We start from the raw sequence: 18124 nt of genomic DNA on the forward strand, positions 1-18124 counted from the left end.
GCACGGGCTGATTCTGATTAGTCAAATAAACGCCGCAGCCCTTCGCGCAATTCATCACCACTGCCTTCGCCCAGACGCTCATCAAGGTCATCAAGCGATTCGCCAAGGCGTTTTTCAAGCTCTTCGCTTACCTGCCCACCGGCTTCCTCTTGAATAAGTTCAACGACAGCACCTTGGAAGGCGTCACGATCAAAACGGCACCACTCGCTACGCTCGTCGCTGATATGGCCTTCGCAACTCAGTGGCAACGGCAGGGCTTCAAGACGAGGATTCACCTCGCACGCTGCATCAGCGGTATCGACGAGCCGAGCGTTTGCTTGAGTATCAAACCGTTGGCTGGTGAGGTCATATTTGCCCTCTCCCTGTACGTCAATGCCCGGCACAGTGATTAACAGATCGTCGCTTTGAACCACGCCATCTCGGATCTGAAGTGTGGCGGCAAACTCATCGAAGGCGGTATCGCTCGACCAGTCACGCTCGCTTTCCTCGCCTTCCAGTTGGGCAACGAGTTCGCACATCTCTTGCGACACATTGGTCTCGAGAATAGCACCTTCCGTCAACCGCGCCTCTAAATCGCCATTCAGGTGGCGCAGCAAGGTTTCCCGTTGATTACCGCGCGACGTGAGATCACCACTGAGATTCAGGCGACCGCGAAGCGGTGACGATTCGTCTCCATCGCTAAGCGTCTCAATAAGCGGCGCTACCTGAACCTTACGTATTGTGGGTGAGAGCGCCCACTGTAGCTCATCCTTGCTGGCATCTATGTGACCGTTGGCCGTCAGTTCACCTTCGTAAAAGTCTGCTTCAAAATTGCTTAGCTGGTGCTGACCTTGATCCCCTTGCAACTCAACAAGGGCATCGCTGAACACCATCCCACCAAGCTCTAGCGACTCCATGTTCAGGTTGCCATTCACACTTGAAGACGCCAGCCACGCTTGGGGCAAAAGCTCGGCGGGGTCGTCAGCAACCGCGGTATTAATAAGCCCCAGGCTTGCCTGTTGCTCGGCTTCTTGACGGGGCAGGTAACGATCCAGGTTGAGCTCGTCGCCTTCAATGTCAAAATCGATATTTGAGCCATCCAACCGAGAGGCGAGTTCGCCGGTAAAGGTACTGTCGTCAACTACCAGCGATAGGCTGGGCAGCATCACCTCTTGCAGATCCCCCTCAATGGGGCTGGTCATGGCAACATCACTGAGCGCCGCCTCACTGGACGTGTTAAGCGTAACGCCTGCCCGTGACAGCCAAGGACGCAAGGTAAACGGCGCTGCCGTTAGCTGCCCCTGGTAACGCGGAGCATCGCGCAACTGCGACAAGTTAAGATGGCCGTTGACGCGCAGTTCATCAGGCCCGGTGAGCTGCAAATCCTTCAACCGCGCAGTTTGCTCCTGCCAGTCACCTTCCATGCCAAACGCAAGCGCAAGCTCTAAACCACCGTCCCAGTTCTCTGGGTGGCGCAGGCTGGTTTCTAACTTTCCGTCACTGATACTTAACTGCTGCTCACCAAGCCGGACAACGGCTTCAGCCGCAGCAATATCAAGCTGTTGCGGTTCGCCCTCAGCGGCAAAGCGTGTACGCGTATTCAGTTGGGTGTTTTCCAGCACAAACTGCTGCTCTGCCAAACCAAGACGCATGCGGGTTTCAAGGTCGATGTCACTTGATATGTCGGGGACTCGCTCCAGCGCCTCGGCGTCGAGATTGTTGTGCTTGGACAACTTAAACATCGCTTTCAGCGGGAAGGGGCGAACAGGGTTGACGTTACTGCCGGAGATGTTGAGCTCTTGCACATGCCAAAGCGCTTCGGCTTGCTCATCGCGGAAGCGAATATCGGCTTCATTAATATCGACACTGGCAATACTTAGCACTACCGCAAGACTGCCAGCATCGGCATTAGGCCCGGCGCTCGCCGGCGCCAGCACGGTTTCCGCTTCCTCGCTTTGTTCTACCAGCCTATCCAACAGCGGCTCCCAGTTACCCTCCCCGTCGGCATTTCGCTTCAAATTTAAACGCACGCCGTTCAGGGTTAAGCCATCGACGGCAATTTCACCACGCAGTAACGGCGCAAAAGCAACGCTGACTTCAGCACGTTCTACCGCTGCAAACGCCGTATCTTCCTCATCCTGAGCGGGCAGCCATGCATTGGCGGTTTCTACGCTGACGCCAATACGCGGATAAAACGACCAGTTAATCGGCCCATCCAGATCCAGGTTCAAGCCCGTTTGCTTTTCGACCACCGCGGTTAAGCGCGGCTTAAAGTCTTCCGGGTCTAAAAATGTCGTCACGTAAACCACAGCGGCGACGGCCACAATGGCTAAAATGCCGACCGCAGCCAGCATAATGCGTAATAATTGCCTCATTACCCTTTTCCTTGTGGGTCTAATTCAACAAAATCGCTGGTCACCGGGCCCCCTGAAGAGGCCTGCTCAGTGTTTGCGACCGCCCGGTAGCCCAGTTTTGACAACAAGACACGGTCTGCCAATGGCAGCGACGAGGTGGCGATGCGTAAAACGCGTCCATCTTGCTTGGCTTTTTCGCCGAGTAGCGCCATCAGTCTGGAGCCTACGCCCCGGCGCCGCGTTGCTTTGCGCACACATAAGTCCGATAGCCACCACGCACCATCCTGCGCCTCTTTAATGGCAACAGCACCTAATAACCGGTCGTTAAAATGCGCGCAGCCAAAAAAATGTTGCTGCAGATGCTGTTCGATAAAAGGCTCGACTGTTTGAGTTGGTATTCGATCTTGGGGCGCGTCGTAATAAATGCGTACGAGGTCAAGGCGCACTTGCTCATCGGCTTGCCAACGGGCTTGGTCGACGTAGTGCAGTGTCACCGGCATGGATATATTCCTCATTACAAATGCAGCAAAGCTGCTTTTTATTCGCATTGTAAGGCGGTTACCTTTTGCGCATTGTAGCGGATAGGGGCACCGATTCACTATAATGGCTGCTTTGCCAACGGATTTGCCCTTATCGCTCGGTGGTATTGTTCATTTGGGCCATCGGCTTTCTTCTAGAGTGCGCAATAGCGCAGGAGTTGCATGATGTCAGCGCGTATCGCCACGGTAAGCCGTGACACCAACGAAACGCAGATCAGCGTCAGCGTCAATCTTGACGGCGAAGGCCGTCTGACATGCCAAACCGGAGTCCCCTTCTTCGATCACATGCTCGACCAAGTGGCTCGCCATGGCATGATAGATCTCGACATCAACGCAAAGGGCGACCTGCATATCGATGATCATCACACAGTCGAAGATGTGGGCATCACGCTTGGCCAGGCATTTTTCGATGCCGTGGGCGACAAGCGCGGCATTTATCGCTATGGCCATGCGTATGTGCCGCTGGATGAAGCGCTTTCCCGGGTGGTGGTCGACTTCTCCGGACGCCCTGGCCTGTATATGAATGCCGATTTTACGCGCGATACTATCGGCCACTTCGAGACCCAATTGGTCAGCGAATTTTTCCAGGGCTTTGTGAACCACGCGCGCGTCACGTTGCACATCGACAACCTCAAAGGCCTGAACGCTCACCACCAGGCTGAGACCATTTTCAAAGCCTTTGGCCGGGCACTGCGCATGGCGGTTAGCGAAGATCCGCGCATGACGGGCCAAATGCCCTCCACCAAGGGAAGCTTATAATACCCGGCAGCCGCGTTGGCGACTCGCTGTTACCTTCCTCTGTCTACCTCCACAAGGAGCGCTTAATGACCATTGCTGTAATCGACTATGGAATGGGTAACCTGCACTCGGTAGCAAAGGCACTTGAGCACGTTACCCATGAAAACGTGGTCATTACGCGTGACCCGCGGCGTATTTTAGGTGCCACCCGCTTGGTATTACCTGGCCAGGGAGCGATCCGCGACTGCGTCGGCGAGCTGGAGCGTACCGAGCTACGCGGGTTGGTCGACGACATCCTCACTCGCCAAGCCAAACCGCTACTGGGCATCTGTGTGGGCCAACAAATGTTGCTGGAGCGCAGCGAAGAAAACGGCGGTGTTGACTGCTTAGGCTTTTTCCCAGGCAATGTAAATCGCTTTCCAGCCACTATGCGTGACCAACACGACCAGCGTCTTAAAGTGCCGCATATGGGGTGGAATTTGCTAGACCAGCGCCAACCACACCCGTTATGGGAAGGCATTGAGCAACACGAGCATTTCTATTTTGTGCATAGCTACTATGTGGAAGCGGCAGATGACGCCCACGTATTTGGCACCACGCAGTATGGCAGTGTGAATGCCCACGTCGCCATCGGCCGCGACAGCACCTTCGCCGTGCAGTTTCACCCCGAGAAAAGCGCTCGTGCAGGCCTACGCCTACTAGAAAACTTTGTCACCTGGACGCCCTGAGAGGTTTGAGTATGTTGGTAATTCCCGCGATTGATCTCAAAGACGGCCAGTGTGTCCGCTTGAAGCAGGGCCGAATGAATGACGCGACGTCCTATGGCGATGACCCCGTTGCAATGGCAGCCCGCTGGGTGGACGCAGGGGCACGCCGCCTGCACCTGGTCGACTTGAACGGCGCCTTCGAAGGCAAGCCTGTGAATGGCGATGCGGTGACCGCGATTGCCCGCGCCTACCCTAATCTCCCCATTCAGATTGGCGGCGGTATTCGCTCGGCCGAGACCATTGAGCATTATCTCGAGGCTGGCGTTTCGTATGTGATCATCGGCACCAAAGCGGTGAAGGAGCCGGATTTCGTCACCGATATGTGCCGCGCCTTTCCGGGCCATGTGATTGTCGGACTTGATGCAAAAGAGGGGTTTGTGGCCACCGACGGTTGGGCAGAGGTCTCCACCATCAAGGCCACCGATCTCGCCAAACGCTTTGCTGACGACGGTGTATCAAGCATTGTTTACACCGACATTGCCCGCGACGGCATGATGCAAGGTGTTAATGTCGAGGCGACCGCCCAACTGGCCCGCGAAGGGGGTCTACCGGTCATTGCCTCAGGTGGCGTGACCAACCTTGATGACATCAAAGCTCTCTGCGAGGTCGCTGATAGCGGGATTCTGGGCGCCATCACCGGCCGCGCGATTTATGAAGGCAGCCTTGACGTTGCCGATGCTCAGCGCCTGAGCGACCAGCTGACGGGAGGCCGTACATGAGTCTCGCCAAACGCATTATCCCCTGCCTGGACGTTGATGCAGGCAGGGTCGTCAAAGGCGTAAATTTCGTGGGTATCCGCGATGCTGGCGACCCTGTCGAAATCGCCAAGCGCTACAATCAGCAGGGCGCCGATGAGATCACCTTCCTGGATATCACCGCGAGCCACGAAGACCGCGCCACCACGGTCGATATGGTGGAGCGTATTGCCGGTGAAGTGTTTATCCCGCTCACCGTGGGTGGGGGGATTCGCAGCTGCGACGATATTCGCACCATGCTGAATGCGGGCGCCGATAAAGTCTCCATCAACACAGCGGCGGTGACTAACCCTGATTTTGTTTATGAAGCGGCTGAGCGCTTCGGCAGCCAGTGTATTGTTGTGGCTATTGATGCCAAAAAAGTATCCAGCGAAGGCGAGTCCCCGCGCTGGGAAATTTTCACCCATGGCGGACGCCGCCCGACCGGCTTGGATGCCATTGAGTGGGCGCAGAAAATGGTCGCTCTGGGGGCAGGTGAGTTACTGCTTACCAGCATGGATCGCGACGGCACCAAATCAGGCTTTGACCTGGGCGTTACCCATGCCATTGCGGAAGCGGTTAGCGTACCGGTGATTGCATCAGGCGGGGTGGGGAACTTGGACCATCTGGTTGATGGGGTGTTGAAAGGTGGGGCTGACGCCGTGTTAGCTGCCAGCATTTTCCATTTTGGTGAATACACCATCCCTGAGGCCAAACGCTATATGGCCGAACGCGGCATCGATATGCGTTTATAGTCCGCTCAAGGTCGCCGATGCCTTCTTCGGCGGCCAGATTATGCCTCTTCCAGCGATAACCCCAAATTACTGACACCGCCATTGCGCCCTAGTACGCGAATGGCTTTCAGAGTCTCCTTGTTGAGCGGTTGTGATACTTCTTCCAGCACCGCGTCCTGGAAGTTATTTTCGTCTTCGGTCAGCGGGTGGTCGCGGATCAGCAACGCCAGCGCATTGGCATCTTCTTCGCCTTCGGTTAGCTCGATAAAGGCACGCACACCAGCCCGGGAGGTGCGGCTGACATCGAGCACGGCTTCGGTGGACTCATCCTGCAGCGTATCCAGCAATGCCGATATCGCCACTACTGCATCTAATGCCCGGCGCGCGCCAAAGCTTTCGTCGTCTTCGGGCGGCTCACATTCGGCCAGTTTTTCTGCCTGACGCGCAAAATCAATACTCGCATTAGGCACACTAAGTCGCTCCCAGACCAAATTGAGCACAGCCCGCAGCGTATGCCCATCTCCATGCCCTGTGGTTTGTTCATAAAGCGCATAGTTAGGCAGGAGCCGCTCACAGAGCGCGGCCATAAACGCTTGCTGAGCGGCTAACGGCAACTGCTGGAGCCGTTGATAAAATCCGGGGGGATTAGTGGACGCCATACGATTTTCCTAAATTGTCTTACTCAAGTTATTGGTGATATTGGGACTATACGTTATCGTCACAATCGTGTCGGCAGCCTCTGTTGACACATTCGCGTACGGCCGGCGAGGAGATTACCATGCACATCCATCTGCTACAGCACGGCCCAGACCATGGTCCAGCCCGGTTAACAGACTGGCTAACCAGTATGGGGCATAGCTATACCATTTTTCATCTCTACAACGAGGAATTAGCCCCAAGGGTCAGCGACAGTGACGCTCTTATTGTGCTTGATGGACCGGACAGCTTCGTCGAGCAACCGCCGGACTGGTTCAAAGCCGAAAGTAAGCTGATTAACCGCTATCTCGATGGCCAAAAGCCTTTGCTGGGTATTGGCTTAGGAGCGCTTTGGGTCGCCGACGCGCTAGGCAGCGTAGTCGCCCTCGGCACTTACCCCGAATCGGGCTGGCACACCATTCACCTGGCACCGGAAAGTCCCCTGGACCTCCCCGAACAGTTCGATGCCTTTATGTGGCACCATTATATATTCAGCCTGCCCGACAACGCCTTACCCTGCGGAGGTAGCGAAGCAGCACCGCTTCAGGGTTTCAGTTGGGACGCGGGCCGTGTAATCGGGCTGCTATGTCATCTTGAAGTCACGCAGCAAAGCGTCGAACCACTGCTGGCGCATCATCCACTCAGCGCAGGACGCCGCGATTTCATTCAGTCTGATGCGGATATACGCCAAAGCCCCAAACGCTTTGACTCGCTGGCCGCTCTGCTTGACCGATTAATGAGCCAGTGGCTTCGCCCCGCCTCACCCTAAATCAGTGGACTGCTGCTTGGTCAAGGCTCCATTGGCGGGCAGCAGCTAGGCAGCTTTCCCAATCCCCGGCATGGTATTCCAGCACGCCAGCGTCTCGCTGGCGCTGTAAATGATAGCGGTACATTGGGTCATAATATTCCGTCAGCAGCGGGGCCAACCAAGCTTCATGTGCTTGAGGGTTGCCGTGTTCGTGCGCCGTGAAGGCCAGTGACTGAAGCCGTTGAAGCCGTTGCAACCTGGCGCTTCCTAGCCGTTTCTTCAAGCGGATCAATGCGTTACTAAGCTGCTGGCACATACGCTGCCACCCTTCTTCGGGTCCGTAGCGCAACTGGTAAGCGTGTTCAAGATCGAGAATATAGTCACGCTGCAGCTGTTCCAACCGCCAATCCAGCGGCATTTCCACGCGTATGCGTATCGCACACGCCATTGTCTCCCAAAAGCTGAGCGGCACGTTCACTTCACCAATTTGCCGTGATTCATCTTCAACCACCAACGGGCCTGGGAGTGCCAGCAATCGCTTTGACAAACGGTGTTCAAAGTCGATTTGGCAAGGCGGTGGTTCAGGTGAACGCCCAAACGCCGAACCTTTGTGCTGGGCAAACCCTTCTAGATCAACGCCGTTGGCTAATCGATTAATCAGTACCGTTTTAGCGCAGCCCGTTAGCCCTGCCACCACTAACAGTGGTTGTTGAGCGGCTACGTCTATTTGGGCGATCAGACGTTGGCGCAGCGCTTTCCAGCCCCCTGCGATACGCGGCCTGACCAAGCCTGTATCGGCAAGCCACTGCTGGGCAATTTGCGACCGCAAGCCACCGCGAAAGCAGTAAATGATCGCTTCGGGGTGGTGACTCACATAATCTCGCCAAGCCGCTACGCGGGCCTCTTTGACAGTTCCGTTCACCAAGTCGTTACCCAGGGCAATCGCCGCTTGCTGCCCCTGCTCTTGGTAAGCGATACCTACTTGATGGCGCTCATCGTCAACCATCAATGGCAGATTGACAGCGCCAGGCAAAGCACCCTTGGCAAACTCAACGGGCGCGCGTACGTCGATCAACGGGCACTCTTTTTGAATGAGACGGGTATCAGCAGGAACGGTCGGTAGGTTCACCCGATGACCTCAATCAGTGCCTCCCCCTGAGGCTTTTTCAGCGTACCAAACGGCTGCAAGTCCAAACCGTAGGTACGCCCAATGCGTTCTACGTCGTCTTCCCAAGCAGGGTCCACAGCTAGAAGTAGCCCACCTGACGTTTGCGGATCGCACAGCCACTGCCAATGAGCGTCATCCATGTTGGGCAGCGCGCTTCCCAGCGCATCGCGATTGCGCTGGGAGCCACCAGGCACCGCTCCTTGGCGGCGATAGCTTTCTGCTTCAGCCAAACGTGGTAACCGGCGAAAATCGATCTGTGCCATGACCTGGCTCGCGCGGCACATTTCGGCCAAATGACCTGCCAGGCCAAAGCCTGTTACATCGGTCATTGCATTAACGCCTTTAACATCAGCAAGCGGCACGCCAATTCGATTGGATTGCAGCATGGTTTCACGGGCCAATCCGTGGTGCCCCGCCGCTAAAAGGCCACGTTTCTCGGCCGTGGTCAGCATACCGACGCCAATCGGTTTGGTAAGGAACAACAAGTCACCGGGCTTGGCATGAGAATTTAGCTTCAACTTATCAAGTTCCACCAAGCCATTCACCGCCAGCCCAAAAATGGGCTCGGGCGCATCAATGGAATGTCCGCCCGCCAACGCGACCCCCAACTCGCGGCAAACCGCTTGTGCCCCGGCCACCACATCACCGGCAATGTCAGCACTCAATTTATCCAGCGGCCAGCCTAAAATCCCCAGCGCCATAACCGGCGTACCGCCCATGGCGTAGACGTCACTGATCGCATTAGTGGCCGCAATGCGCCCAAAATCAAACGGATCATCGACAATCGGCATAAAAAAATCAGTGGTGGCAATCATGCCGCGGCCGTCACCCAAGTCATAAACGGCCGCGTCTTCGCGCCCCTGATTACCGACAATAAGTCGTTTGCTCGCGGCCGCAGGGCCTGCTTTGGAAAGAATATGATCCAATACATCCGGGGCAATTTTACAGCCACAGCCCGCACCATGGCTGTATTGCGTTAATCGAATAGAACTCATGGCGTCTCTCCTTGGCTCATTGATATCACTTTAGTGTACCCCAAGCGCTTAACTTTAGAGGGCATCGAGCGCATCGCTCAATTTATCCACAGCGATAACCTCCATTCCTTTTGGCGGTTGTTTCGGGGCATTGGCGCGTGGCACGATCGCCCGCTGAAAACCATGTTTGGCCGCCTCGGCAATACGCTCTTGTCCACTGGGCACCGGACGTATTTCACCCGACAGCCCAACTTCGCCGAACACGACTAGCTCCCGGGGTAGTGCACGATTTTGCAGGCTAGAAACAACCGCTAAGAGCACGGCAAGATCAGCGCTGGTTTCAAGTACTTTGACACCCCCCACGACGTTTAAAAATACGTCTTGGTCGCCAGTAAACAAGCCACCATGGCGATTAAGGACGGCCAGGAGCATCGCCAATCGATTAGGGTCTAGCCCAACCGCAACACGGCGAGGATTACCCAACGCCGACTCATCGACCAAGGCTTGCACTTCTACCAATATAGGCCGTGTGCCTTCCCACACCACCATCACCAAACTGCCTGGGGCTTGCTCTTCCTGCCGTGATAAAAAGATGGCGCTGGGGTTTTTGACCTCTTTCAGCCCCTGCTCAAGCATGGCGAACACCCCCAGCTCATTCACCGCGCCGAAGCGATTTTTCTGGCCACGTAGCGTACGAAAACGTGAGTCGGCCCCACCTTCCAGTAACAGCGAGGCATCAATCATATGCTCAAGCACTTTAGGGCCTGCCAACGTGCCGTCTTTGGTGACATGTCCAACTAACAGAAGCACGGTATTCGTTTGTTTGGCAAAACGCGTCAACGCCGCGGCAGACTCACGTACCTGGGCAACCCCTCCCGGCGCTGAGGCAATATCTTCAAGATGCATGGTTTGGATCGAATCGATCACCAGAATCTCAGGTTTCTCGCGCTCGGCCACGGCAAGAATGGTTTCCACGCTGGTTTCCGCCAGCATCTTCAACCCCTGGGTAGGCAACTGAAGCCGATGGGCGCGCATGGCCACTTGGGAAAGCGACTCTTCTCCCGTTACGTAGATAATACGCCGTTGTTGGGCCAGTTTGCAGGCCGTCTGCAGCAGCAGCGTCGACTTTCCGGCTCCAGGGTTACCGCCCAGTAGAACCGCTGAACCAGGCACCAGCCCACCACCCAGCACGCGATCAAACTCAGCAAACGTCGACGTCAGGCGAGGCACTTCACTAAGGTCCACCTGCCCCAGGTCTACAATTTGTCGGGAGTGGTCCCCGGCGTAGCCAGCGCGGCCAGAGCCAGTGGCACCACTACCAGGGCGAGCGCTGGCTAAACGCACCTCACTTAGTGTGTTCCATTCCTGGCAGCTGGAGCACTGCCCTTGCCATTTACGATATTCCGCACCGCATTCAGTGCATACGAAGGCGCTTTTGGCTTTTGCCACCGCAGTGGGTCTCCTTTTTATTCATTACATACACAAAAGGCGGCCAGTGGCCGCCTTTACACGTGTAACGGTATACCTTATTGGCGTTTAAGCTGTAGGGTTTCACCGTTTTCAAAACGACGGCGCTCAGGGTCAATTAACTCCAAGGTGCTGTCGTCGATACGTAAAAAGTAATAGATTTGGCCGTCGCCATCAGGGGTCAGCTCGTAAACAGTGGCATCGGGATCCGACGGTGTTCCACTGAGCACTTCCCAATTACCTTCGTAATTTTCGTCGGGTGGGCTTTGCGGATGGTTGCGATAGGCCGCATTGAGGCTAAAGGTCCGCTCTTCCGCCGTACTTTCTTCTTCACCTTCCAGAACCACATCAAGATCAATGCCATCGCAGTTACGGCATGGCAGTGAGCCTTGATAGTTTGCCTCCGCACTAGCGGACTCTTCTTCGCCCTGCTCCATCGGGCCGCTCGCGCAGCCAGCCATAAGTGCCAACATAGCCGAACCGGCTAGCAAACTCCTGAGTTGCATTGGGTCTCTCCTTATCGTGTTGGACATTTTCTCAGTTACGCGCACTTGTGACAGCATAACGCCTACAAGGTGCAACGCCCACCCCTGTGATCCGAATGCTTGCGCTAAGTTAGCCTTCAAGCGACCATGGGTAACCTTGCTAGGATAATCAGGTTACCCTCATGAGCCAATATTGGAGTCCGGCCGTTCGCACACTAACGCCTTACGTACCCGGTGAGCAGCCACGCGAGCAACTTGTAAAGCTCAATACCAACGAAAACCCTTACCCGCCTGCTCCAGGCGTCGGCGCAGCGCTGCGCGATTATGCGACGGATCACTTACGCCTATATCCTGACCCAACCTCTGCAGCGCTGCGTGAAGCGCTGGCGGAGACGTTTAAAGTAGCCAGCAGCCAAGTGTTTGTCGGTAATGGTTCCGATGAAGTGCTGGCCTTTGCCTTTCAGGCTTTTTTCCGCCATGGCGCGCCGCTAGACGTCCCCTCGATTACCTATAGTTTCTATCCCGTTTACGCCAATCTTTATGGCGTTGAGTTGCGTAAGCATCCGCTCAACAAGCAGTGGGAAGTCGATATTGATGCGCTTGCGGCGGGTACTGATCGTAGCGGCGTTATCTTCGCCAACCCGAATGCGCCGACAGGCCACGCGCACTCATTGGAGGCTATCGAGACACTGCTTAAGCGGGTCACGGACCGTGTGGTGCTGGTGGATGAGGCGTATGTCGATTTCGGCGCTGAGAGTGCAGTGGCGCTGGTTGACCGCTATCCTAACCTGCTCGTCACTGGTACATTTTCTAAATCCCGCAGTCTAGCAGGCTTACGCTTGGGCTATGCAGTGGGCTCCGAGGAACTGATTGATGGCTTGCTGCGGGTAAAAGACTCCTTTAACTCTTACCCAGTGGATAGCTTGGCAAGCTTAGTCGGCATCGCCGCACTGAAAGATGTAGAGCATTTCGAAGCCTGCCGCGAACATGTTATCACCACGCGTGAACGTACTCGTCAGCGGCTCGAAGCGTTGGGGTTTGAGGTATTGCCCTCCAAGGCTAACTTTTTACTTGCTCAGCATTCTGATTATGCGGGTGCACTGTTATTTGCCGGTCTACGCGAACGCGGCATTCTGGTGCGTCACTTTAACACCTCAGCGCTCAATAACTTTCTGCGTATCACCATCGGCACCGATGACGAGATGGATAGCTTGATTGAGGCACTAGAAGCGATCTGCGCTTAACTTTTTCTTTTCTAAGTCTTACTTTGGGCGGCGCAGGCCGCCTTTTGTCAGCTGTTTTTCTTCCGCCCAACAAAAAGCCCCGAGCACAGTGTGCTCGGGGCTTTTCTAAATAAGAGCCTGACGATGATCCGGCCGGCGCTCCGGGACTCTCCATGGGGAGACCCCTTGTTTCCTTCAGCCCAACAAAAAACCCAGCCGGTTGGCTGGGTTTTCTGCGGTATAGGTGCCTGACGATGACCTACTCTCGCATGGGGAGACCCCACACTACCATCGGCGCGAAGCGGTTTCACTGCTGAGTTCGGCATGGGATCAGGTGGTTCACGCTTGCTATGGTCGTCAGGCGTAACTTTAAATGTACATCATGCTGTGTCTTGTGGCGTCTCTCTTACCAAGCCCTGTGTCGTAAACACTTGGCTCAGTGCGCGTATCCGGTTCTCTGAGTGCTCTCACACTCGTTCGTTATCATCACGACCAGACCCCTTGGGTGTTATAGGGTCAAGCCTCACGGGCCATTAGTACACGTTAGCTCAACACCTTGCAGCGCTTCCACACCGTGCCTATCAACCAGCTGGTCTCGCTGGGCCCTTCAGGAGGCTCTAGGCCTCAGGGATGTCTCATCTTGAAGGGGGCTTCCCGCTTAGATGCTTTCAGCGGTTATCCCGTCCGCACATAGCTACCCGGCAATGCCACTGGCGTGACAACCGGAACACCAGAGGTGCGTCCACTCCGGTCCTCTCGTACTAGGAGCAGCCCTTCTCAAACATCCAACGCCCACGGCAGATAGGGACCGAACTGTCTCACGACGTTCTAAACCCAGCTCGCGTACCACTTTAAATGGCGAACAGCCATACCCTTGGGACCGACTTCAGCCCCAGGATGTGATGAGCCGACATCGAGGTGCCAAACACCGCCGTCGATGTGAACTCTTGGGCGGTATCAGCCTGTTATCCCCGGAGTACCTTTTATCCGTTGAGCGATGGCCCTTCCATACAGAACCACCGGATCACTAGAACCTGCTTTCGCACCTGCTCGACGTGTCTGTCTCGCAGTCAAGCACCCTTATGCTCTTGCACTCATTGCACGATGTCCGACCGTGCTGAGGGTACCTTCGTGCTCCTCCGTTACGCTTTGGGAGGAGACCGCCCCAGTCAAACTACCCACCACACACTGTCCTCGATCCGGATAACGGACCTGAGTGAGAACGCCAATGATGCCAGGCTGGTATTTCAAGGTTGGCTCCCTTCGAACTGGCGTCCAAAGTTCAAAGCCTCCCAGCTATCCTACACAGGCAACATCAGCGTCCAGTGTGAAGCTATAGTAAAGGTTCACGGGGTCTTTCCGTCTAGCCGCGGGTACACCGCATCTTCACGGCGATTTCAATTTCACTGAGTCTCGGGTGGAGACAGCGTGGCCATCATTACGCCATTCGTGCAGGTCGGAACTTACCCGACAAGGAATTTCGCTACCTTAGGACCGTTATAGTTACGGCCGCCGTTTACCGGGGCTTCAATCAAGAGCTTCGGACGAATCCTAACACCATCATTTAACCTTCCGGCACCGGGCAGGCGTCACACCCTATACGTCCGCTTGCGCGTTAGCAGAGTGCTGTGTTTTTAATAAACAGTTGCAGCCACCTGGTATCTTCGACCGGTTCTCGCTTAAGCCGCGAGGGCTCTCACAATACGCCGGCGTGCCTTCTCCCGAAGTTACGGCACCATTTTGCCTAGTTCCTTCACCCGAGTTCTCTCAAGCGCCTTGGGATTCTCACCCTGACCACCTGTGTCGGTTTGGGGTACGGTCGCACATGATCTGAAGCTTAGAGGCTTTTCCTGGAAGCGTGGCATCGATGACTTCAACACCTTAGTGTCTTCGTCTCGTCTCTCGGCCTTAAGGGTCCGGATTTACCTAAACCCTCAGCCTACGGACTTTCACCAGGACTACCAACGCCTGGCTCATCTAGCCTTCTTCGTCCCCCCATCGCAACCATGTCCGGTACGGGAATATTGACCCGTTTCCCATCGACTACGCCTTTCGGCCTCGCCTTAGGGGCCGACTCACTCTGCTCCGATTAGCGTCGAACAGAAACCCTTGGTCTTCCGGCGAGGGAGTTTTTCACTCCCTTTATCGTTACTCATGTCAGCATTCGCACTCGTGATACCTCCAGCAGACTTCTCAATCCACCTTCATCGGCGTACACGACGCTCCTCTACCGCGCATTCCTAAGAACGCACCCGTAGCTTCGGTACCTGGTTTAGCCCCGTTACATCTTCCGCGCAGGCCGACTCGACTAGTGAGCTATTACGCTTTCTTTAAAGGATGGCTGCTTCTAAGCCAACCTCCTAGCTGTCTGAGCCTTCCCACATCGTTTCCCACTTAACCAGGATTTCGGGACCTTAGCTGACGGTCTGGGTTGTTTCCCTTTTCACAACGGACGTTAGCACCCGCTGTGTGTCTCCCACGCTCGCACTCACCGGTATTCGGAGTTTGCCTCGGGTTGGTAAGTCGGGATGACCCCCTAGCCGAAACAGTGCTCTACCCCCGGCGGTGATACGTGAGGCGCTACCTAAATAGCTTTCGAGGAGAACCAGCTATCTCCGAGCTTGATTAGCCTTTCACTCCGATCCACAAGTCATCCAAATCTTTTTCAACAGATCCTGGTTCGGGCCTCCAGTTGATGTTACTCAACCTTCACCCTGCTCATGGATAGATCGCTCGGTTTCGGGTCTATATCCAGCGACTGTGTCGCCCAGTTAAGACTCGGTTTCCCTACGGCTCCCCTATACGGTTAACCTCGCCACTGAATATAAGTCGCTGACCCATTATACAAAAGGTACGCAGTCACCCAACAAGTGGGCTCCTACTGCTTGTACGCACACGGTTTCAGGATCTATTTCACTCCCCTCTCCGGGGTTCTTTTCGCCTTTCCCTCACGGTACTGGTTCACTATCGGTCAGCCAGGAGTATTTAGCCTTGGAGGATGGTCCCCCCGTCTTCAGTCAAGGTTTCTCGTGCCCCGACCTACTCGATTTCACATGATCAGACTTTCGACTACGGGGCTATCACCCGCTACGGCCGCGCTTCCCAACGCATTCGCCTAATCAGTCACATGCTTAAGGGCTGGTCCCCGTTCGCTCGCCGCTACTGGGGGAATCTCGGTTGATTTCTTTTCCTCAGGGTACTTAGATGTTTCAGTTCCCCTGGTTCGCCTCCCACGCCTATATATTCAGCGTGGAATACCGATCTTGTGATCGGTGGGTTTCCCCATTCAGAAATGCCCGGGTCACAGGTTGTTTGCCACCTCGCCGAGCCTTATCGCAGGCTTCCACGTCTTTCATCGCCTCTGGCTGCCTAGGCATCCACCGTGTGCGCTTCATTGCTTGACCCTATAACCCGAAGGAGTCTGGGGTTCGCAATGATAACGATTGCCGGATACGCTTGAGACGTATCACAAAACAATTACGTAGGAACGTGTTCAACACACGTTCCTGTCAGCATGATATACATTGTTAAAGAGCGACTGCTATGCGCAGTGATAAGCGTTTTCTTCACGTTAAAAAAAGAGAAAAGACCTTTCTTCTTTTCTTTCAATGTGAAAAAAGCATCCGCTTATCACTGCGTATCGGCAGCTATCTGATCAGGCAATTCATTGTGAGCGCTTACCGCGAGCATGATGCATCGTTTAAGGAGGTGATCCAGCCGCAGGTTCCCCTACGGCTACCTTGTTACGACTTCACCCCAGTCATGAACCACACCGTGGTGATCGCCCTCCAAAGTTAGGCTAACCACTTCTGGTGCAGTCCACTCCCATGGTGTGACGGGCGGTGTGTACAAGGCCCGGGAACGTATTCACCGTGACATTCTGATTCACGATTACTAGCGATTCCGACTTCACGGAGTCGAGTTGCAGACTCCGATCCGGACTGAGACCGGCTTTAAGGGATTCGCTGACTCTCGCGAGCTCGCCGCCCTCTGTACCGGCCATTGTAGCACGTGTGTAGCCCTACCCGTAAGGGCCATGATGACTTGACGTCGTCCCCACCTTCCTCCGGTTTGTCACCGGCAGTCTCCTTAGAGTTCCCGACATTACTCGCTGGCAAATAAGGACAAGGGTTGCGCTCGTTACGGGACTTAACCCAACATTTCACAACACGAGCTGACGACAGCCATGCAGCACCTGTCTCTGCGCTCCCGAAGGCACCAAGGTATCTCTACCAAGTTCGCAGGATGTCAAGGGTAGGTAAGGTTCTTCGCGTTGCATCGAATTAAACCACATGCTCCACCGCTTGTGCGGGCCCCCGTCAATTCATTTGAGTTTTAACCTTGCGGCCGTACTCCCCAGGCGGTCGACTTATCGCGTTAACTTCGCCACAAAGTGCGCTAGGCACCCAACGGCTGGTCGACATCGTTTACGGCGTGGACTACCAGGGTATCTAATCCTGTTTGCTACCCACGCTTTCGCACCTCAGTGTCAGTGTCAGTCCAGAAGGCCGCCTTCGCCACTGGTATTCCTCCCGATCTCTACGCATTTCACCGCTACACCGGGAATTCTACCTTCCTCTCCTGCACTCTAGCCTGATAGTTCCGGATGCCGTTCCCAGGTTGAGCCCGGGGCTTTCACAACCGGCTTATCAAGCCACCTACGCGCGCTTTACGCCCAGTAATTCCGATTAACGCTTGCACCCTCCGTATTACCGCGGCTGCTGGCACGGAGTTAGCCGGTGCTTCTTCTGCGAGTGATGTCTTTCCTGGCGGGTATTAACCACCAGGCGTTCTTCCTCGCTGAAAGTGCTTTACAACCCGAGGGCCTTCTTCACACACGCGGCATGGCTGGATCAGGGTTGCCCCCATTGTCCAATATTCCCCACTGCTGCCTCCCGTAGGAGTTCGGGCCGTGTCTCAGTCCCGATGTGGCTGATCATCCTCTCAGACCAGCTACGGATCGTCGCCTTGGTGAGCCGTTACCTCACCAACCAGCTAATCCGGCATAGGCTCATCCGATAGCGGGAGCCGAAGCCCCCTTTCTCCCGTAGGACGTATGCGGTATTAGCCTGGGTTTCCCCAGGTTATCCCCCACTACCGGGTAGATTCCTATGCATTACTCACCCGTCCGCCGCTCGTCAGCATCCAGCAAGCTGGATCTGTTACCGCTCGACTTGCATGTGTTAGGCCTGCCGCCAGCGTTCAATCTGAGCCATGATCAAACTCTTCAGTTTAAAATCATTGTGGTTCTTACTCACCACCCCAAAGGGCAGCAAAAGCGAACCAAACTTGGCTCAAGGGTCAAACGAATTCATTCAATATCGGCTTCGAAAAGCCGTAGTGCTTGAGTCGCTTGCCTTGATATTCGGTGATTTATCACCCTCATCGGCAAGCGCCCACATGAATTACCTGATCAAATTATTAAAGAGCGTTTCGCTTTACAAAACCGGCCAACCGGTGAACGGTTTGGCCTCAGCGAGGAAGACGTATTCTACGCACTTCCGGGTGGTTGTCAATG

Annotated in this window: 13 protein-coding genes and 3 rRNA genes; 6 read left to right on the top strand and 10 right to left on the bottom strand. The window is 55.2% G+C overall.

Translation table 11 applies throughout. The annotated features are described in order from the left end of the window. Positions 1 to 17 precede the first annotated feature (17 nt). Positions 18 to 2354: an AsmA family protein gene (locus tag GA0071314_RS16415; protein ID WP_074397630.1), complete on the bottom strand. Its 2337-nt coding sequence runs from the start codon at positions 2352 to 2354 to the stop codon at positions 18 to 20. Beyond that, positions 2354 to 2833 carry a GNAT family N-acetyltransferase gene (locus GA0071314_RS16420; protein WP_074397631.1) on the bottom strand — a complete coding sequence of 160 codons (480 nt, stop codon included), beginning with the start codon at positions 2831 to 2833 and terminating at the stop codon, positions 2354 to 2356. The genes GA0071314_RS16415 and GA0071314_RS16420 overlap by 1 nt, the downstream gene beginning before the upstream one ends. Before the next feature lie 204 nt (positions 2834 to 3037). Between GA0071314_RS16420 and hisB the strand changes: the two genes are divergently transcribed. From hisB to hisF, 4 genes are all read left to right on the top strand, one after another. Next, positions 3038 to 3631, top strand: coding sequence for an imidazoleglycerol-phosphate dehydratase HisB (hisB, locus tag GA0071314_RS16425; RefSeq protein ID WP_074397632.1), 594 nt, complete (start codon positions 3038 to 3040; stop codon positions 3629 to 3631). A gap of 65 nt (positions 3632 to 3696) precedes the next feature. Beyond that, positions 3697 to 4338, top strand: a complete 642-nt coding sequence (hisH, locus tag GA0071314_RS16430) for an imidazole glycerol phosphate synthase subunit HisH (protein WP_074397633.1) — start codon at positions 3697 to 3699, stop codon at positions 4336 to 4338. 11 nt (positions 4339 to 4349) lie between these two features. Continuing rightward, on the top strand, positions 4350 to 5096 hold the full coding sequence (hisA, locus tag GA0071314_RS16435) for a 1-(5-phosphoribosyl)-5-[(5-phosphoribosylamino)methylideneamino]imidazole-4-carboxamide isomerase (protein ID WP_074397634.1): 747 nt from the start codon (positions 4350 to 4352) through the stop codon (positions 5094 to 5096). Beyond that, positions 5093 to 5866: an imidazole glycerol phosphate synthase subunit HisF gene (gene hisF / locus GA0071314_RS16440; RefSeq protein WP_074397635.1), complete on the top strand. Its 774-nt coding sequence runs from the start codon at positions 5093 to 5095 to the stop codon at positions 5864 to 5866. The genes hisA and hisF overlap by 4 nt, the downstream gene beginning before the upstream one ends. 38 nt (positions 5867 to 5904) lie before the next feature. On the opposite strand, the gene GA0071314_RS16445 is transcribed toward hisF, so the two are convergent. Further along, a complete protein-coding gene (locus tag GA0071314_RS16445; RefSeq protein WP_074397636.1) occupies positions 5905 to 6504 on the bottom strand; it encodes a YjaG family protein in 600 nt (199 codons plus the stop codon). 119 nt (positions 6505 to 6623) lie between these two features. On the opposite strand from GA0071314_RS16445, the gene GA0071314_RS16450 reads away from it, so the two are divergent. After that, complete coding sequence (locus GA0071314_RS16450) at positions 6624 to 7310, top strand: type 1 glutamine amidotransferase (RefSeq protein ID WP_074397637.1); 687 nt, start codon at positions 6624 to 6626, stop codon at positions 7308 to 7310. A 1-nt stretch (position 7311) separates the two neighbouring features. On the opposite strand, the gene mnmH is transcribed toward GA0071314_RS16450, so the two are convergent. The 4 genes from mnmH to GA0071314_RS16470 all read right to left on the bottom strand — a co-directional run bounded on the left by mnmH (position 7312) and on the right by GA0071314_RS16470 (position 11404). Next, complete coding sequence (gene mnmH / locus GA0071314_RS16455; RefSeq protein ID WP_074397638.1) at positions 7312 to 8418, bottom strand: tRNA 2-selenouridine(34) synthase MnmH; 1107 nt, start codon at positions 8416 to 8418, stop codon at positions 7312 to 7314. Beyond that, a complete protein-coding gene (selD, locus tag GA0071314_RS16460; protein ID WP_074397639.1) occupies positions 8415 to 9452 on the bottom strand; it encodes a selenide, water dikinase SelD in 1038 nt (345 codons plus the stop codon). The genes mnmH and selD overlap by 4 nt, the downstream gene beginning before the upstream one ends. A 54-nt stretch (positions 9453 to 9506) precedes the next feature. Further along, the gene (gene radA, locus GA0071314_RS16465; protein WP_074397640.1) at positions 9507 to 10880 is read right to left on the bottom strand and encodes a DNA repair protein RadA; all 1374 of its coding nucleotides are present in this window, start codon (positions 10878 to 10880) and stop codon (positions 9507 to 9509) included. A gap of 77 nt (positions 10881 to 10957) precedes the next feature. Then, positions 10958 to 11404: a copper resistance protein NlpE N-terminal domain-containing protein gene (locus tag GA0071314_RS16470; protein WP_074397641.1), complete on the bottom strand. Its 447-nt coding sequence runs from the start codon at positions 11402 to 11404 to the stop codon at positions 10958 to 10960. A 161-nt stretch (positions 11405 to 11565) separates the two neighbouring features. On the opposite strand from GA0071314_RS16470, the gene hisC reads away from it, so the two are divergent. After that, positions 11566 to 12627, top strand: a complete 1062-nt coding sequence (hisC, locus tag GA0071314_RS16475; RefSeq protein WP_074397642.1) for a histidinol-phosphate transaminase — start codon at positions 11566 to 11568, stop codon at positions 12625 to 12627. Between the two features lie 225 nt (positions 12628 to 12852). Here the strand turns inward: hisC and rrf are convergent. The 3 genes from rrf to GA0071314_RS16490 all read right to left on the bottom strand — a co-directional run bounded on the left by rrf (position 12853) and on the right by GA0071314_RS16490 (position 17840). After that, a 5S ribosomal RNA gene (gene rrf / locus GA0071314_RS16480) occupies positions 12853 to 12968 on the bottom strand. A 150-nt stretch (positions 12969 to 13118) separates the two neighbouring features. Continuing rightward, positions 13119 to 16010 (bottom strand): 23S ribosomal RNA (locus GA0071314_RS16485). 297 nt (positions 16011 to 16307) lie between these two features. Beyond that, a 16S ribosomal RNA gene (locus GA0071314_RS16490) occupies positions 16308 to 17840 on the bottom strand. Together the 16S, 23S and 5S rRNA genes form the textbook arrangement of a ribosomal RNA operon. Positions 17841 to 18124 lie beyond the last annotated feature (284 nt).

It is taken from the genome of Halomonas sp. HL-93, assembly GCF_900086985.1.
In the GTDB taxonomy this organism is placed as follows: domain Bacteria; phylum Pseudomonadota; class Gammaproteobacteria; order Pseudomonadales; family Halomonadaceae; genus Vreelandella.

What these genes read in the sequence shown, in the direction of transcription:
- GA0071314_RS16415 (WP_074397630.1), bottom strand. Translation starts at nt 2,354, where the DNA reads ATGAGGCAATTATTACGCATTATGCTGGCTGCGGTCGGCATTTTAGCC.
- GA0071314_RS16420 (WP_074397631.1), bottom strand. Translation starts at nt 2,833, where the DNA reads ATGCCGGTGACACTGCACTACGTCGACCAAGCCCGTTGGCAAGCCGAT.
- hisB (WP_074397632.1), top strand. Translation starts at nt 3,038, where the DNA reads ATGTCAGCGCGTATCGCCACGGTAAGCCGTGACACCAACGAAACGCAG.
- hisH (WP_074397633.1), top strand. Translation starts at nt 3,697, where the DNA reads ATGACCATTGCTGTAATCGACTATGGAATGGGTAACCTGCACTCGGTA.
- hisA (WP_074397634.1), top strand. Translation starts at nt 4,350, where the DNA reads ATGTTGGTAATTCCCGCGATTGATCTCAAAGACGGCCAGTGTGTCCGC.
- hisF (WP_074397635.1), top strand. Translation starts at nt 5,093, where the DNA reads ATGAGTCTCGCCAAACGCATTATCCCCTGCCTGGACGTTGATGCAGGC.
- GA0071314_RS16445 (WP_074397636.1), bottom strand. Translation starts at nt 6,504, where the DNA reads ATGGCGTCCACTAATCCCCCCGGATTTTATCAACGGCTCCAGCAGTTG.
- GA0071314_RS16450 (WP_074397637.1), top strand. Translation starts at nt 6,624, where the DNA reads ATGCACATCCATCTGCTACAGCACGGCCCAGACCATGGTCCAGCCCGG.
- selD (WP_074397639.1), bottom strand. Translation starts at nt 9,452, where the DNA reads ATGAGTTCTATTCGATTAACGCAATACAGCCATGGTGCGGGCTGTGGC.
- GA0071314_RS16470 (WP_074397641.1), bottom strand. Translation starts at nt 11,404, where the DNA reads ATGCAACTCAGGAGTTTGCTAGCCGGTTCGGCTATGTTGGCACTTATG.
- hisC (WP_074397642.1), top strand. Translation starts at nt 11,566, where the DNA reads ATGAGCCAATATTGGAGTCCGGCCGTTCGCACACTAACGCCTTACGTA.